The organism is Luteimonas sp. MC1750 (assembly GCF_016615955.1).
Classification (GTDB): Bacteria; Pseudomonadota; Gammaproteobacteria; order Xanthomonadales; family Xanthomonadaceae; genus Luteimonas.
Window position 1 is genome coordinate 1,638,769 of sequence record NZ_CP067113.1, and the last position, 16,078, is coordinate 1,654,846.

Consider the following 16,078-nt stretch of genomic DNA (forward strand, 5'->3'; position numbering starts at 1 on the left):
GGCCCGGAGGCAAGAGGATCAGGCGAGCGGGAATGATACCGGCGAGCGTCCCGCTGCGCCAGCGCGAGGGCGGCCTGCGGGCCCGTCAGAGCAGGTCGCGCAGGCGCCAGGCCCCCGGCTGCCGGCCGCGCAGCCGCGAAGCCGCGTGCAGGGCGCCGCGCGCGAACACGTCGCGGTTGGTGGCGCGGTGGATCAGCTCGATCCGCTCCCCGGCCGCGGTGAGCTGGACCAGGTGCTCGCCGACCACGTCGCCGGCGCGCAGGCTGGCGTAGCGCGGCGTGGCGCCGCCACGTGCGGCCGCGGCCCCCAGCGCCAGCGCGGTGCCGGAGGGCGCGTCCTGCTTGTTCACGTGGTGGGTCTCGACGATGTCGCAGTCCCAGCCGTCGAGCGCCGACGCGGCGCGCTCGACCAGTTCCTCCAGCACGGCGACCCCGAGGCTGAAATTCGCCGCCCAGAGCAGCGGGATCTCGCCGGCGGCCTCGGCCATGGCCTGGCGCTGGGCATCCGACAGCCCGGTCGTTCCGGAAACCAGCCCCGCCCTGCGCTGGCGGCACAGCGCCAGCAGCGGACTGAAACCCTCCGGCAGGCTGAAGTCGATGGCGACATCGAACGCGGGCACGCCCGCCAGCTCGCTGGCCGCGAACTGCGGCACGCCGTCGACCACGCGCTGCGCGGGACGCCGCGAGACCGCGGCCACCACCGTGCAGGCGACGACGCCATCGGCGCACAGCCGCAGCAGCGCCCGCCCCATGCGGCCGCTGGCACCGTGGATCAGGAGTTTGACGGAATCGGCCATGCACCAAGGCTAGCGACGCGCCCGGGCGGCCACAAGCCGCTCAGGACGTCATCCGTTCCCAGAAGCCCTTCACCCCGTCGACGAAGGTGCTCGACTTGGGCGAATGGCGGCGCGCGCCCTCGCCGATGAAGGTGGCCTCGAACTGCTCCAGCAGTTCGCGCTGCTCCGTGGTCAGGTTGACCGGGGTCTCCAGCACGACCTTGCAGTAGAGGTCGCCCTGCGTCCGGCTGCGCACCGACTTGACGCCCTTGTCGCGCAGGCGGAAGACCCGGCCGGTCTGGGTCTCGGCCGGGATGCGGATCTCGGCTTCGCCGCCGAGGGTCGGCACGCGCACGGTGTCGCCCAGTGCCGCCTGGGAGATGCGGATCGGCACTTCGCAATGCAGGTCGTCGCCGTCGCGCTCGAAGATCGGGTGCGGGCGCACGCGGACTTCGACGTAGAGGTCGCCCGGCTGGGTGCCGGACGGGCCGGCCTCGCCCTCGCCGGACAGGCGGATGCGGTCGCCGTTGTCGACGCCGGCAGGAACCTTCACCTGCAGCACCTTCTCCTCTTCCACGCGGCCGTTGCCGCGGCAGGAGGGGCACGGGCTCTTGAAGGTCTTGCCGCGCCCGTGGCACGAGGGGCATGGCTGCTGCATCGAGAAGATGCCGCGCTGGAACCGCACCTGGCCGTGGCCATGGCAGGTGTCGCAGGTCTCGAGCTGGCCGTCCTCGGAGCCGGTGCCCTTGCAGGGCTCGCACTCCACCAGCGTCGGCAGCTCGATGCGGCGCTCGACCCCACCGACGGCGTCCTCCAGGTCGAGCTCCATCACGTAGCCGACGTCGGCCCCGCGACGCGGGCCACGCGGACCGCCGCCCCCGCCGAAGATGTTGCCGAAGATGTCGCCGAAGATGTCGCCCATGTCCGCGCCGCCGAACCCGGGACCGGCGTTGCCGCCGCCCATGCCGTGCTCGAACGCGGCGTGGCCGTGCTGGTCGTACATGCGGCGCTTGCCGCCGTCGGAGAGGACCTCGTAGGCCTCCTTGCACTCCTTGAACGCGGCCTCGGCCTTGGCATCGCCGGGGTTGCGGTCAGGGTGGTGCTTCATCGCGCAGCGGCGATAGGCCTTCTTCAGTTCCTCCTCGCTGGCGCTGCGTGCAACGCCGAGGACTTCGTAATAGTCGCGCTTGCTCATCGATCAGGTCCGTGCTGCCTGGTGGACCCGCCGGTGTGCGGGGTCCGGATACGCGGCGGGAACCGGGTGTCGATTCCGGTCCCCGCCTCGGGTGTCGCGATCGCGGCCATGGCCGCTCCTACAATCGCCCGGGGAATCAGGCCTTGCGGTCGTCGTCCTTGACTTCGGTGAACTCGGCGTCGACCACGTCATCGGCCTGGCCGGCGTCGGCCTGGCCGGGGGCCTCGCCGTCACCGCCCTGCCCGGCCGCTGCCGCCGCCGCGAACAGCGCCTGCGCGACTTCTTCCAGGGCCTTGGTCTTGGCCTCGATCTGGCCCTTGTCGTCGCCCTTCATCGCGGTCTCGACCTCGGCGATCGCGGACTCCACGCGGCCGATCACGTCACCGGGGACCTTGTCGCCGTTGTCCTTGATCGCGCTGCGGGTGCCGTGCACCAGCGCATCGGCCTGGTTGCGGGCGCCGACCAGCTCGTGGAACTTCTTGTCGTCCTCGCGGTGCGCCTCGGCGTCGGCGACCATCCGCTGGATCTCGTCGTCCGACAGGCCCGAACCGGCCTTGATCTCGACCTTCTGCTCCTTGCCGGTCTTCTTGTCCTTGGCGGTCACGTGCACGATGCCGTTGGCATCGATGTCGAACGACACTTCCACCTGCGGCATGCCGCGCGGCGCGGCGTCGATGCCGCTGAGGTCGAACTTGGCCAGCGACTTGTTGTAGCGGGCCTGCTCGCGCTCGCCCTGCAGCACGTGCACGGTGACGGCGGACTGGTTGTCCTCGGCGGTGCTGAACGTCTGCGAGGCCTTGGTCGGGATGGTGGTGTTCTTCTCGATGATCTTGGTGAACACGCCACCCAGGGTCTCGATGCCGAGCGACAGCGGGGTCACGTCGAGCAGCAGCACGTCCTTGACGTCGCCGGCCAGCACGCCGCCCTGCACCGCCGCGCCGATGGCGACGGCCTCGTCGGGGTTCACGTCCTTGCGCGGGTCCTTGCCGAAGAACTCGGCCACGGCCTGCTGCACCTTGGGCATGCGGGTCTGGCCGCCGACCAGGATCACTTCGTTGATGTCGCTCGCGCGCAGGCCGGCGTCGTTGAGCGCCGTGCGGCAGGGCTCGATCGTCTTCTTGACCAGGTCCTCGACCAGCGCCTCGAGCTTGGCCCGGGTCAGCTTGATGTTGAGGTGCTTCGGGCCCGAAGCGTCCGCGGTCACGTAAGGCAGGTTCACTTCCGTCTGCTGCGCGGTCGAGAGTTCGATCTTGGCGCGCTCGGCGGCGTCCTTCAGGCGCTGCAGGGCCAGCGGATCCTTGCGCAGGTCGATGCCCTGGTCCTTCTGGAACTCCTCCACCAGGTAATCGATGACGCGCTTGTCGAAGTCTTCGCCACCCAGGAAGGTGTCGCCGTTGGTGGCCAGCACCTCGAACTGCTTCTCGCCGTCGACTTCGGCGATCTCGATGATCGACATGTCGAAGGTACCGCCGCCGAGGTCGTACACGGCGATCTTGCGGTCGCCGCCGTCCTTGTCGAGGCCATAGGCCAGCGCGGCCGCGGTGGGCTCGTTGATGATGCGCTTGACGTCGAGGCCGGCAATCCGGCCGGCGTCCTTGGTCGCCTGGCGCTGCGAATCGTTGAAGTAGGCAGGCACCGTGATCACGGCCTCCGTGACCTTCTCGCCCAGGTAGTCCTCGGCGGTCTTCTTCATCTTTTCCAGGATGCGCGCGGAGACTTCCTGCGCCGACAGCTTCTTGCCGTCGCTCGTCTCGACCCAGGCGTCGCCGTTGTCGTGCCCGACGATGGCATACGGCACCAGGTCGAGGTCCTTCTTGACTTCGGCGTCGCTGAACTTGCGGCCGATCAGGCGCTTCACCGCGTAGAAGGTGTTCTTGGGATTGGTGACGGCCTGGCGCTTGGCGGACGCGCCGACCAGCACTTCGCCGTCCTTGGTGTAGGCGACGACGGAAGGCGTGGTGCGATCGCCTTCGCTGTTCTCGATGACGCGGGCCTTGCCGCCGTCCATGATCGCCACGCACGAATTGGTCGTGCCCAGGTCGATGCCGATGATCTTTGCCATGGGTCTCTAGCCTCTTGCAACTTGGTCTGGGGGGCGGCGGAGCCGCCGATGACTGCTATCTGGGGGTGGCGGTGGCGCCTTCAAGCGCCGCCCGCCATCCGGAAAGGCCTTGTTTCAGTCGGAATTGGCCACGGCCACCATGGCCGGGCGCAGCAGCTGCTCGTTGAGCCGGTAGCCCTTCTGGAACAGCTGGGCCACGGCGCCGGGCTCGACGCCGGCCGCCTCCACCACGCTCATGGCCTGGTGCAGCTCGGGATTGAAGGCCTCGCCCGCGGCGGGGGCGATCTGCACCAGACCCTGGTTGCCGGTGACCCGGCGCAGCTCGCGGAGCGTCAGCTCGACGCCATCGTGCAGTGGCCCGGAGCCGCCGGCGGCGACGAGGGCGGCGTCCAGGCTGTCGAACACCGGCAGCAGGTCGCCCAGCAGCTGCTTGTTGGCGAAACGGCAGGCGTTCTGCACGTCGCGCTCCATCCGGCGGCGCTGGTTCTCGAGGTCGGCGCGGTCGACCAGCGACTGCGCGCGCACCTGCTCGAGCTCGGCGCGGAGGGTTTCGATCACGTCTTCCAGCGGAAGGTCGTCTGCGGGCGCCTCGGCGGCGTGGTCGGGCGTCTGTTCGGTGGTCATCGCTCTCGTGGGTCCGGAATGGCTCGGTCCGGACTGAGTGGGGATGCCGCGTCGGGATTCAAGGCGGCACCGAGCGCCTCGGCGGTCGCCTGCACCACCGGGATGACCCGGTCGTAGGCCATCCGGGTCGGCCCGATCACCCCGAGCACGCCCAGCACGCGGCCACCGGCGCCGTAGGGCGCGGTCACCAGCGACATCCCCGCCAGCGGCGCGACCCCGGTTTCCTCGCCGAAGAACACCCGCACGCCCTGGGCCTTCACCGTGCGCTCGAGGAGCTGCAGGATCTCGCGCTTTTCCGAAAACGCCTCGAACAGCTCGCGCAAACGGTCGAGATCGGCCAGGTCCTGCAGCCCCAGCAGCCGGGCCTGGCCGGCCACCACCATGTCCTCGCCGGCGGGCGCCAGCGCCTGCTCGGCGAGCTCGGTGGTGGCGCGCAGCAGCCCCTCGAGCTCGCTGCGCGCGCTCTTCAGCTCGCGCAGCAGGCCGGCGCGGATGGCCGGCAGCGGCTGGCCGGCGAAGTTCGCGTTGAGGTAGTTCGCCACCCGCTCGAGCTCGGCGCCATCGTAGGCGCGGCGGGTCTGGACGATGCGGTTCTGCACTTCGTTGTCGGCGAAGACCACGATCGCCATCACCCGCTGGCCATCCAGGGGCACGAAGTCGATCTGGCGGAAAGCGAACTGCTCCCGGCCCGGCACGCTGACCACGCCGACGAAGCGGGTCATCGCCGAGACCAGCTCCGAGGCATTGCCCAGCAGCGACTGGGTGCCGCCGCCGGGCGCCAGGCCGCCGCGCAGGCGGTCGAACTCGGCGTCCTCGAGCGGGCTGAGCTGCAGCAGCGAGTCGACGAAGACCCGGTAGCCGCGTGCGGTGGGCACGCGCCCGGCGGAGGTATGCGGTGCCGACAGCAGGCCGACCTCCTCGAGGTCGGACAGGATGTTGCGGATCGTCGCCGGACTGACGTCCAGTCCGGCATGGCGCGCCAGGGTCTGCGAACCGACCGGCTCGCCATCGCGGATATGGCGCGCGATGAGGGTGCGCAGCAGCTGGCGACTGCGTGCATCGAGGGGATCGTCAGGGCGTCGGGACATGCCGCGGGTATACGTCCGCCGGGCGCCCGTCGCAAGCGGCGAGATTCGCCGATGACAGGCTGCGCGTCTCCGCGGCACAATTCGCACGCCATGCTCAAGCGCCTGTCGATCAAGGATTTCGCCGTCGTCTCCGCCACCGAACTGGAATTCGGGCCGGGACTCACGGTCGTGTCCGGCGAGACCGGCGCCGGCAAGTCGCTGATCGTCGACGCGCTGGGCTTCCTGTCCGGGCTGCGCGCCGACAGCGGCATGGTCCGCCATGGCGCGCAGCGCGCCGAACTCGACGCCGAGTTCACGCTCGACGACTCACCCGCGGCGCTGGGCTGGCTGCGCGAGCAGGAATTCGACGACGGCGCCGCCTGCCAGCTGCGGCGCACCCTGCGCGCCGACGGCGGCTCGCGGGCCTGGATCAACGGCCGTCCGGCCACCCTCTCCCAGCTGGGCGCGCTGGCCGCGCTGCTGGTGGAGATCCACGGCCAGCACGAACACCAGGCCCTGCTGTCGCGCGGCAGCCAGCTGGCCCTGCTCGATGCCTACGGCCGCCACGAGGCGGAACTGGCGGCCGTCGCGCAGGCGGCACGCGCCTGGTCGGCGCTGCTGCGCGAGCACGAGCGCCTCAACGCGGCCGGCGACGTCTCGGACCGGATCGACTTCCTGGGCCACCAGCTCGGCGAGCTGGAGCGCGAGGCGCTGGAGCCGGACTCGATCGCCGAGCTGGTGGTCGCGCACCGGCGCCAGGCGCATGGCGCCGAGCTCGTGGAGGCCTGCGACGCCGCGCTCGAACGCCTGGGCGGCGACAGCGACGCCCTGCCCGCCGCGGTGCAGCAGCTGCGCGCCCTGCTCGGGCGCATGCGCGCGCACGAGGCACGGCTCGGGGACGTGGACGCCCTGCTCGAGGGCGCCGCGATCCAGCTTGACGAGGCCGCGGTGCTGCTCGACCGCATCCGCGCCGACCTCGACATCGATCCCGCGCGGATGCAGGCGCACGACGCGCGGCTTTCGCGCCTGCACGAACTCTCGCGCAAGCATCGGGTGCCGGTCGAGGACCTGGCGAGCCACCGCGATGCGCTGGCCGCGGAACTCGAGATGCTGGCCACTTCCGCCAGGCGGCTGGAAGGCCTGGGCGCCGAGATCACCGGCGCGGCGGCGGCGTGGCGCACGGCCGCGGCGAAGCTCGGCAAGGCTCGCGCCCGGGCCGCGACCGCGCTGGGCAAGGCGACCACCGCCCTGGTGGGCGAGCTGGGCATGGGCGGGGGCCGCTTCGAGATCGCGCTCGAACCCATCGCGGCCGACGCACCCGACGCGCAGGGCGCCGAGCGCGCCGAGTTCCTGGTCACCGCCAACGCCGGCCAGCCGCCGCGCCCGCTGCGCAAGGTCGCCTCGGGCGGCGAGCTCTCGCGCATCTCGCTGGCGATCGAAGTCGCCGCGCTCGGCCTGGACGCGGTCCAGACCATGGTCTTCGACGAGGTCGACTCGGGCATCGGCGGCAACGTCGCCGGCATCGTCGGGCGCAAGCTGCGCGACCTGGGCAGCCGCCGCCAGGTGCTCTGCGTGACCCACCTGCCGCAGGTCGCGGCCCAGGGCCACGCGCATTACCGGGTGAGCAAGGCCGAGCGTGCGGGCATGACCCAGAGCGCGGTGCGCCTGCTCGACGACGCCGGCCGCCAGGAGGAGCTGGCGCGGATGCTGGGCGGGATCGAGGTCAGCAGCGAGGCGCGGGCCGCAGCCAGGCGCCTGCTGAGCGAGGCGGAGGGGTCGCCGGTCGCCTGAGGCCGGACTCAGCGCTTCTTGCGGACGTAGAGCACCAGCGAGTGCTCCTCGAGGATGTAGCCGTACTTCTCGGCCACCGCGTGCTGCAGCGCCTCGATTTCGGGGCTTTCGAACTCGATGATCCGGCCGGTGTCGACCTCGACCATGTGGTCGTGGTGACCACCGCGGTCGATCTCGTAGACGGCCGTGCCGCCTTCGAAGTTGTGCTTGAGCACCAGGCCCGCGGCCTCGAACTGGGTCAGCACGCGGTAGACCGTCGCCAGGCCGATCTCGTCGCCGGAATCCAGCAGCTGGCGATAGATCTCCTCGGCCGTCATGTGGTGGCGCGAGGACTCCTGCTCGAGCAGCTGCAGGATGCGCATGCGCGGATGGGTGACCTTCAGTCCGGCCCTGCGCAACTCGTTGGTTTCCATGCGTCTCCCGTCAGTGAGGCGGTTGGGGGGCGCCAGCCGCCGTCGACCGGTTGCCGTGGCCCGGCGAGTGTATCATCGCGGCATGTCCGCCCCGACCTGGTTCCCGATGCACAAGCTGATCGTCACCGCCCTCGCCGCCTGCCTCACCGCGGGCTGCGGAATCATCTACAAGCAGCCGGTCTACCAGGGCACGCTGATCTCGCCGGCCAACGTCGAGCAGCTGCAGGTGGGCATGAGCCGCCAGCAGGTCGAGGCGTTGCTGGGCACGCCGTCGATCCAGGATCCGTTCCACCAGAACCGCTGGGACTACACCGCCACCGAGCGCGTGGGCCGCGGCTCGAAGACCGAGAAGCGCAACTTCGTCGTGCATTTCGAAGGCGACTCGGTGGCCCGTTGGGAAGGCGACTATTTCCCCGAGCGCAACCAGCAGCTGATCCAGGACGTGCGCCGCCAGTTCGGCCCCAACCTCGCCCGCCCGGCCAAGCGCGGCGCCGGACGCTAGTCCGCGTCAGCGCGCACCGCGGGCGGCCCTGCGCCGGCGCGCATCCTTGGGATCGACCTGCAGCGGCCGCAGCAGTTCCACGCGGTCACCGTCGCCGAGCCGGGTCTCCTCGCCGGCGCGCACGCCGAACACCGCATAGCCGTCGACGCCGGCGAGCGGCAGTCCGCTCGCGGCCACCGCCTCGCCGAGCGTGGCATCGGCATCCAGCTCGACCACGACGGCGTGGTGCGCGCGCGGCAGTGCCAGCACCACCTCCACGCGCATGGCTCAGTCCGCCGCGTCGGCCACGCGCACGAAATCGTCGACCATGCGGTCGGCCAGCCCCTGCAGCCCGAGCTTCAGCGCGGGCACCAGCAACCGGCTGCGCGGCTCGAAATCGAGGACCAGGGTGACCTTGCAGGCCGACTCGTCGAGCGCGTGGAAATCCCAGCGCCCTTCGAGCCTGCGGAACGGACCGTCACGCAGCGCCATGTCGATGCGGTGCGGCGGCTGCAGCCGGTTCTCGGTGGTGAACCAGGTGCTGATGCCGCCGATGCCCAGTTCGAGCCGTCCCAGCACCCGATCCGGTCCCGCCTCGACCACTTCGGCACCGCTGCACCAGGCGAAGCGACGCGGATAGGCTTCGACGTCGTTGACCAGCTGGAACATCCGCGCGGCGGAGTGCTCGACCAGTGCGGACCGGGTGATCGTGGGCATGGGCGGTGTGGGAGAATGGCGCGATGGGCAAGAACGCAAAGGATAAGGGAAAGGCCAGGGACGGGGGCACGATCGCGCTCAACAAGCGCGCGCGCTTCGAGTACGCGCTCGGCGAGCGCTACGAGGCGGGCCTTGCGCTGCAGGGCTGGGAGCTGAAATCGATCCGTGCCGGCCGCGCCAACATCGGCGAAAGCTACGCCGTGGTCCGCGGCGGCGAGCTGTTCCTGTTCGGTGCCCAGGTCACGCCGCTGATCCAGGCCTCGACCCACGTGGTCGCCGAGGAGCGGCGCACGCGCAAGCTGCTGCTGCACCGGCACGAGATCGACAAGCTGGTCGGCCTGGTGCAGCGCGAGGGTTACACCATCGTGCCCACTGCGCTCTACTGGAAGGGCAACAAGGTCAAGGCCGAGATCGCCCTGGCCAAGGGCAAGCAGGACCACGACAAGCGCGACGTCGCCAAGGACCGCGACTGGCAGCGCGACAAGCAGCGCGTGATGCGCCGCCACAACCGCGACGCCTGAGCCCTGCGCTAGCCCGGATCGTCGGGCAGCGTGAAGCGGAAACGCGCGCCCTGCCCCGGCACGCCGGCGCCGGTGATGGTGCCGCCATGGCGTTCGATGATGCGCTTGACCGAGGCCAGGCCGATGCCTTCGCCGCTGAACGCGTCGGCCGCGTGCAGGCGCTGGAACGGGCGGAACAGCTTGTTGGCATAGGCCTGGTCGAAGCCGACGCCGTTGTCGGCGATCTCGAACCAGTCGTGCCCGCCCTCCGACACCCGGTGGAATCCGATGCGCGCGCCGGTGGCGTCGCGGGTGAACTTCCAGGCGTTCGCCAACAGGTTCCCCAGCAGGTTGCGCACCAGCGCGCTGTCGCCCGACGCGTGCAGCCCCGGCTCGATCCGGACATCGACCTCGCGCCCCGGCTCGGCCTGTCGAAGCTCGGCGACGAGGTCGTCAGCCATCGCCGAAAGATCCAGCGGCTCGCGCTTCAGCTCACCGCGCGAGACGCGCGACATCTTCAGCAGTGCATCGATCAGCTCGCCCATGCGCGCGGTGGCGGCGCGCACGCGGGCGATGTAGGCGCGGCCGGTTTCGTCGAAGGCGTCGCCATGGCGGTCGACGACCATGCGGCTGAACCCGTCGATGGCGCGCAGCGGGGCGCGCAGGTCGTGCGAGATGGTGTACGCGAACGACTCCAGCTCCTCGTTGGCGCGCGTCAGCTCGCGCGTGCGAAGCACGACGCGCGCCTCGAGGGTGCGGTTGAGCGCCAGCACCCGGGCCTCGGCGCGCAGGCGGTCGCTGATGTCCTCGACCTGCACCAGGCTGGCGATGCCCTGGCCCTCCTCGCCCGGCACCTGGGCATAGGTCAGGTGCACGTGGCGCAGGTCGCCGTCTTCCCGGCGCAGTTCGCGGGTGACGCGGTAGGCGCTGCCGGTGGCTTCGCGCGCGCGCGTTTCCGCCGCGCTGTCGAAGCCGGTGAACAGACCTTCGAAGTCGCGGCCCAGCAGCTCTTCCGGCGAAGCGCGCAGGATGTTGGCCAGGGCCAGGTTGCTGTCGATGATCCGGCCGTCGCGATCCAGCAGGGCCTTGCCGATCGCCGAGAAGCGCATCGCCGCGCGGAAGCGCTGCTCGCTGCGCCGGTAGGACTCGCTCATGCGCACCGCGATCTGCTGCGCGCGCGACTGGGTCCGCGCCAGGATCATCGCCAGCGCGAACAGCAGCAGGGACGCCAGCATGCCGACGTAGATGGTTCCCGTCGGCCCGAGCAGGCCGGCATCGTCGTCCGGCCCCGGATCCTGGTGGAAGTCCAGTCGCCAGCGTCGGCCGTAGACCTCCTCGACCACGCTGTGGCTCGCGCCCTCGACCGTGCCCGCGACAGGCGCGGCGCCGTCGACCGGAAACACCGGCAGTTCGGCCTCTGTGGCCTCGACCGTGGGACCGTCGGCCTCGCCGATGTCGACGATCCGCATCGAAAAGCCTTCGCGGCCTTCCGGCAGCGCATTGGCGACGAAGAGGTCCAGGCGGAACGGCGCGCAGACCCAGCCCGCCAGCGCCGCCGTGCGCGCCGAGGCATTGGCCGGCACGATGCCGCTGCGGTACACCGGCGCATAGATCACCAGCCCGGGCCCCGCGCCCTGCTGCACCGCGGGCATCGGCGCGGTGATGCGTGCCGAGGCGCTGGCCCGCGCCGCCGACATCGCGGCCGCCTGCACCGGCTCGGTCAGCATGTCGAAGCCGACCGCGTCGGCCGTGGCGACGACCTGGGGCTCGAGCAGCACGATCGGCCCGTATTCCGCGCGCGCACCCGGCGGATCCACGCGGAACAGCAGGCGCGTGGCCTGGCGCTGTTCAAGCTGGAAATCCTGCAGCTGCGCCGGCGACATGGCGGCCGCATAGCAGAGGCCGAGCATCGCCGGGAAGCGCCTCGGAAGATCCAGGCCCTCGGCGTAATTGCGCCACTGGCGCGGACTGGGCCGGTCCACGGCGGCGAGCAGGGACACGCCGCCGCGGGTGATGAGCTCGTAGGTCAGCAGCTGCTGGCGCAGCCCGGCGACCACCTGCTCGGCCTCGACGGCCAGCCGCGCCTCGGCCAGCGCGCGTTCGCGGTTCCCGGCGCCCATCGCATAGATCACCACCAGGCTGAGCGAGGCGACCAGGACCAGGGTGGCCAGCATGTAGCCCTGGCGGGCCGGCATCGGTTCGCCGGCGGAGATGTCGTCGCGAGTGCTCATCCGCGGCCAGAATAGCGCGTGCGCCGCGCTTTGCCCCCGCGGGCGGGGCTGAACGCCGGTCTTCGTCCAACGTCGCGTCCCTTGCGGCCCGCCGATGCGCCCCTATACTGGGGACGTCAAGCGCGTTCTCTGCCACCCGGCAGACGCCAGCTGTCCCGGATACGGGGGTGTACTGGCTTCGACGGGGGTCGCGAAATCGCCTGGTGCATGCCGAGGGGGCAGCTTTCCTCGTAAATCCAGCGGCAAACTTCTAGTTGCCAACGACGACAACTACGCTCTCGCCGCTTAAGGCGTAAGCCCCGAACCCACTTGTGCCTGTGCTCGTGGATGTAGGGTCATTATCACGGGAATCCAGCCGCGGAGGTTGCCTGTCTTCCGCGGTTGAACTGACAGGCTGGTCATCCGGCGCGCTTCGCACACCGTGCTGCCGGGTGACGAGATCCAACGGTGGGCTAAGCATGTAGGGCCGGGGATGGAGTGCCTTCGGACGCGGGTTCAATTCCCGCCACCTCCACCAACGCAGGACCAGGAAGCCCGCCGCGATGCGGGCTTCCTGCTGTCCGGGCCCCGGAAACCTGCCTCCGGGGCGCGCTTGCGGCATCCTAGGCGCATGTCACGCGCACCCGCTCCCATTGCGAACTCCGGCGTTGCCGCCACGCATGCGGCCGCTCCAGGCGCCGGCAGCGTGCTGCGCGGGGTCGAGCGCTGGCGCGGCGGCGAGGTCCGGCACGTCGAGGACCATGTCGCCGAGGAGGTCCCGGTGGCCTTCGTCTACAACGACCAGCCCTTCGCGGTGATGATGGCCACGCCCGCCGACATCGCCGATTTCGCCACCGGCTTCGCGCTCAGCGAGGGCATCGTGGAGCGCCTGGCGGACGTGTCGGTCGAGCACATCGAGACCTTCATCGAAGGCATCGAAGTGCGGCTGCGCATTCCCGCTGCGCGCGCGCAGGCACTGGCCCGGCGCCGGCGCAGCATGGCCGGCCGCAGCGGCTGCGGGGTCTGCGGCAGCGAGCTGCTGGAGGCGGCCCTGCGCTACCCGCCGCCGGTCGCATCCGACGTGCGGGTGACCACCGCCGCGCTGCGCCGCGCCCTGGGCGAACTGCGCGCCGCGCAGGCGCTCACCGCGCTCACCGGCGCGGCGCATGCCGCAGGCTGGATGGCAGTGGACGGCAGCCTGCTGCTGGCGCGCGAGGACGTCGGCCGCCACAACGCCCTCGACAAGCTGATCGGCGCCATGGCCGCCGCCGGCCATCAGCCCGAAGCCGGCTTCCTCGTGGTCACCAGCCGCGCCAGCTACGAAATGGCCATGAAGGCGGCCAGCGCCGGCATCTCCTTCATGGCCGCGATCTCGGCGCCGACCGCACTCGCGATCTCGCTGGCCGAGCATGCGGACCTGACCCTGCTGGGCTTCGCCCGCGACGACGGCCAGGCGGTCTACACGCATCCCCGGCGGCTGCTTGCCGACCGGCCAGCTGCGTCCGGCGACACCGGGGCCAGCGCAGGTACGCCGCCATGAGCGACGGCCCGATCCGCAGGTACGACGGCCCGGCCGGCGGCTGGGACGCGCTCAGGAGCGTCGCCCGCCAGCTGGTCAGGGAGGACGTCGGCCTCGGTGGCGCCCGCGCCCTGCTCCACGCCAACCAGCCGGACGGCTTCGACTGTCCCGGCTGCGCCTGGCCCGACCGCGACCACACCTCCACCTTCGAGTTCTGCGAGAACGGCGCCAAGGCCGTTGCCGCCGAGGCCACGCGCCACCGCGCCGGGCCGGAGCTGTTCGCCCGCCACAGCGTCGCGCGGCTGTCGGAATACAGCGACCACTGGCTCGAATCCCAGGGCCGGCTCACCACGCCGATGCGCTACGACGCGGCGACCGGCCACTACGTCCCTGCGACCTGGGACGAGGCCTTCGCGCTGATCGCAGGCCATCTCAGGGCCCTGCCCTCGCCCGACCAGGCGATCTTCTATACCTCGGGCCGCACGTCGAACGAGGCCGCCTTCCTGTACCAGCTGTTCGTACGGGAGTACGGGACCAACAATTTCCCCGACTGCTCGAACATGTGCCACGAGTCCTCGGGCACCGCGCTCAAGCCGCAGGTCGGCGTCGGCAAGGGCACTGTCTCGCTGCAGGACTTCGAGCAGGCCGACTGCATCCTGGTGTTCGGCCAGAACCCGGGCACCAACCACCCGCGCATGCTCGGCGAGCTGCGCGACGCGGCCAGGCGCGGCTGCAGGATCGCCGCGTTCAATCCGCTGCGCGAGCGCGGACTGGAGCGCTTTGCCGACCCGCAGGACAAGCTGGAGATGCTGCGCGGCGGCTCGACCCGGATCGCGTCGGACTACTTCCAGCTGAAGATCGGTGGCGACCTGGCCGCGGTGAAGGGCATGGTCAAGCACGTGCTCGAGCGCGACGACGAGGCCCTGGCGCAGGGCCGGCCTTCGCTCCTCGACCGCGCCTTCATCGCCGAACACACCACCGGCTTCGAGGCCTTCGCCGCCGATGTGCGCGCGGAGTCCTGGGACACGATCGCCGCCGAGTCGGGACTCGACCCGGCCCGCCTGCGCCAGGCGGGTGATCTCTACCTGCAGTCCGAGCGCGTGATCGCCTGCTGGGGCATGGGCATCACCCAGCACCGGCACTCGGTCGCGACCATCCGGATGATCGCCAACCTGATGCTGCTGCGCGGCAACCTCGGCCGCCCGGGCGCCGGGCTGTGCCCGGTGCGCGGCCACAGCAACGTGCAGGGCGACCGCACGATGATGATCTGGGAGAGGCCGCCTGCCGCCTTCCTCGACCGCCTGCGCGAGGTGTTCGGCTTCGAACCGCCGCGCGCGGAAGGCTACGACACCGTGGCGGCGATCGAGGCCATGCTCGACGGCCGCGCGCGGGTGTTCTTCGCCATGGGCGGCAACTTCGCCGCCGCCACCCCCGACACCGGGGCCACCGCGCGCGGCCTGCGCACCTGCGCGCTCACCGTGCACGTGGCCACCAAGCTCAACCGCAGCCACCTGGTGCACGGGCGCGAGGCGCTGATCCTGCCCTGCCTCGGCCGGACCGAAATCGACCTGCAGGCGAGCGGACCGCAGGCCGTCACGGTGGAGGACTCGATGAGCATGGTGCACCTGTCGGCAGGCATCCGGCCGCCGGCATCGGCCACCCTGCTGTCGGAGCCCTCGATCATCGCGCGCTTGGCGCAGGCCACGCTGGGCGAGCAGTCGACGGTCGACTGGTCCTGGCTGGTCGAGGACTACGACCGCATCCGCGACCTGGTCGCGCGCGTGTTCGACGACTTCCACGACTTCAACGCACGCGTGCGCGTGCCGGGAGGCTTCCGCCTGCCCAACGGCGCCCGCGAGCGGCGCTGGGACACCGCGAGCGGCAAGGCGGCCTTCATCGCGGCCGCGGTGCCGGTCGACAACCCGATCCACCGCGCGCGCGCGGCGGGCGCCGCCCTGGACGCGCCGCCGGTGTTCCTGCTGGCGACCATGCGCTCCCACGACCAGTACAACACCACCATCTACGGACTGGATGACCGCTACCGCGGCGTTTTCGGCGAGCGGCGGGTGCTCTTCACCCACGCCGACGACATCGCCGCACTCGGCATGCAGGCCGGCGACCGGGTCGATCTGGAGAGCCTGGCCGACGACGGCGTGCGCCGGCAGGCCAGGGGCTTCCTGCTGGTCGCCTACGACATCCCGCGCGGCTGCCTGGCGGCTTACTACCCCGAGACCAATCCGCTGGTGCCGCTGTCGAGCTTCGCCGAAGGCTCGCGCACGCCCACCTCCAAGTCGGTCCCGGTCGTGCTGGCTCCCCACCGTCCCGACGGCGCCGCGGCGCGCCAGCGCGACATCCCCGCCGCCGTTGTCGGCTGACGCGGCCCTGCTCCACGCGCTCCTGGCCGAACTGGCCGGGCATCCCGACGGGGTGTCGAGCGCGCGCCTGTGCAAGCGCCTGGGGCTGCGCATGAGCGTGCTGCTGCGCATGCTGGCGTGGATCGGCGAGGATCCGATCGGCGACCACGCCGCACCCGGCTGGGTGCGCACGCGCGATGACGGCACGCGCACCCTGGTGCAGCTGACCGCCACGGGCCAGGCGCTGCTGGCCAGCCTCCCGCACGCGTCCCCGGCGGCGCCGGAGCCGCCGTAGCGTCAACCACGCGGCGGGTCCGCGTGCGGCGTCGGGCGGGCGCCTTCCGCGGTGCCCTGTGCGATCCTGTCGGTC

At 71.2% G+C, this 16,078-nt stretch carries 15 protein-coding genes and 1 other RNA gene; 7 read left to right on the top strand and 9 right to left on the bottom strand.

The annotated features are described in order from the left end of the window. Positions 1–85 precede the first annotated feature (85 nt). The 5 genes from dapB to hrcA all read right to left on the bottom strand — a co-directional run bounded on the left by dapB (position 86) and on the right by hrcA (position 5,744). Positions 86–796, bottom strand: coding sequence for a 4-hydroxy-tetrahydrodipicolinate reductase (gene dapB, locus JGR68_RS07650; RefSeq protein ID WP_199362021.1), 711 nt, complete (start codon positions 794–796; stop codon positions 86–88). A gap of 40 nt (positions 797–836) precedes the next feature. Then, entirely contained in the window at positions 837–1,970 is a 1,134-nt protein-coding gene (gene dnaJ, locus JGR68_RS07655; RefSeq protein WP_199362020.1) for a molecular chaperone DnaJ, read from the bottom strand. A 136-nt stretch (positions 1,971–2,106) separates the two neighbouring features. Beyond that, complete coding sequence (gene dnaK / locus JGR68_RS07660; RefSeq protein WP_199362019.1) at positions 2,107–4,032, bottom strand: molecular chaperone DnaK; 1,926 nt, start codon at positions 4,030–4,032, stop codon at positions 2,107–2,109. A 114-nt stretch (positions 4,033–4,146) separates the two neighbouring features. After that, positions 4,147–4,656 (bottom strand): nucleotide exchange factor GrpE, encoded by a 510-nt coding sequence (gene grpE, locus JGR68_RS07665; protein ID WP_199362018.1) that lies wholly within the window; start codon positions 4,654–4,656, stop codon positions 4,147–4,149. Beyond that, positions 4,653–5,744 (bottom strand): heat-inducible transcriptional repressor HrcA, encoded by a 1,092-nt coding sequence (gene hrcA, locus JGR68_RS07670; protein WP_199362017.1) that lies wholly within the window; start codon positions 5,742–5,744, stop codon positions 4,653–4,655. The genes grpE and hrcA overlap by 4 nt, the downstream gene beginning before the upstream one ends. 90 nt (positions 5,745–5,834) lie before the next feature. Here hrcA and recN point away from each other — a divergent pair, with 90 nt between their 5' ends. Next, entirely contained in the window at positions 5,835–7,514 is a 1,680-nt protein-coding gene (recN, locus tag JGR68_RS07675) for a DNA repair protein RecN (protein WP_199362016.1), read from the top strand. 8 nt (positions 7,515–7,522) lie between these two features. On the opposite strand, the gene fur is transcribed toward recN, so the two are convergent. Beyond that, positions 7,523–7,927 carry a ferric iron uptake transcriptional regulator gene (fur, locus tag JGR68_RS07680; protein ID WP_199362015.1) on the bottom strand — a complete coding sequence of 135 codons (405 nt, stop codon included), beginning with the start codon at positions 7,925–7,927 and terminating at the stop codon, positions 7,523–7,525. 106 nt (positions 7,928–8,033) lie between these two features. Here fur and bamE point away from each other — a divergent pair, with 106 nt between their 5' ends. Further along, entirely contained in the window at positions 8,034–8,429 is a 396-nt protein-coding gene (gene bamE, locus JGR68_RS07685; RefSeq protein WP_199362257.1) for an outer membrane protein assembly factor BamE, read from the top strand. Positions 8,430–8,435: 6 nt separating this feature from the next. Here the strand turns inward: bamE and JGR68_RS07690 are convergent, their stop codons facing one another. Together JGR68_RS07690 and JGR68_RS07695 are read right to left on the bottom strand one after the other, a co-directional pair. Further along, entirely contained in the window at positions 8,436–8,693 is a 258-nt protein-coding gene (locus JGR68_RS07690; RefSeq protein ID WP_199362014.1) for an RnfH family protein, read from the bottom strand. Positions 8,694–8,696: 3 nt separating this feature from the next. Further along, positions 8,697–9,125, bottom strand: coding sequence for a type II toxin-antitoxin system RatA family toxin (locus JGR68_RS07695; RefSeq protein ID WP_199362013.1), 429 nt, complete (start codon positions 9,123–9,125; stop codon positions 8,697–8,699). Positions 9,126–9,148: 23 nt separating this feature from the next. Between JGR68_RS07695 and smpB the strand changes: the two genes are divergently transcribed. After that, positions 9,149–9,646, top strand: a complete 498-nt coding sequence (gene smpB, locus JGR68_RS07700) for an SsrA-binding protein SmpB (RefSeq protein WP_199362012.1) — start codon at positions 9,149–9,151, stop codon at positions 9,644–9,646. Positions 9,647–9,654: 8 nt separating this feature from the next. Here the strand turns inward: smpB and JGR68_RS07705 are convergent, their stop codons facing one another. Then, entirely contained in the window at positions 9,655–11,856 is a 2,202-nt protein-coding gene (locus JGR68_RS07705; protein WP_199362011.1) for a CHASE domain-containing protein, read from the bottom strand. A 163-nt stretch (positions 11,857–12,019) separates the two neighbouring features. On the opposite strand from JGR68_RS07705, the gene ssrA reads away from it, so the two are divergent. From ssrA to JGR68_RS07725, 4 genes are all read left to right on the top strand, one after another. After that, positions 12,020–12,373, top strand: a transfer-messenger RNA (tmRNA) gene (gene ssrA, locus JGR68_RS07710). Positions 12,374–12,541: 168 nt separating this feature from the next. Next, positions 12,542–13,375 (top strand): formate dehydrogenase accessory sulfurtransferase FdhD, encoded by an 834-nt coding sequence (gene fdhD, locus JGR68_RS07715; RefSeq protein WP_234446635.1) that lies wholly within the window; start codon positions 12,542–12,544, stop codon positions 13,373–13,375. After that, positions 13,372–15,729 carry an FdhF/YdeP family oxidoreductase gene (locus tag JGR68_RS07720; protein WP_199362009.1) on the top strand — a complete coding sequence of 786 codons (2,358 nt, stop codon included), beginning with the start codon at positions 13,372–13,374 and terminating at the stop codon, positions 15,727–15,729. Before fdhD ends, JGR68_RS07720 begins: the two co-directional genes overlap by 4 nt. Then, the gene (locus JGR68_RS07725; RefSeq protein ID WP_199362008.1) at positions 15,719–16,003 is read left to right on the top strand and encodes a hypothetical protein; all 285 of its coding nucleotides are present in this window, start codon (positions 15,719–15,721) and stop codon (positions 16,001–16,003) included. The genes JGR68_RS07720 and JGR68_RS07725 overlap by 11 nt, the downstream gene beginning before the upstream one ends. Positions 16,004–16,078: the final 75 nt, after the last annotated feature.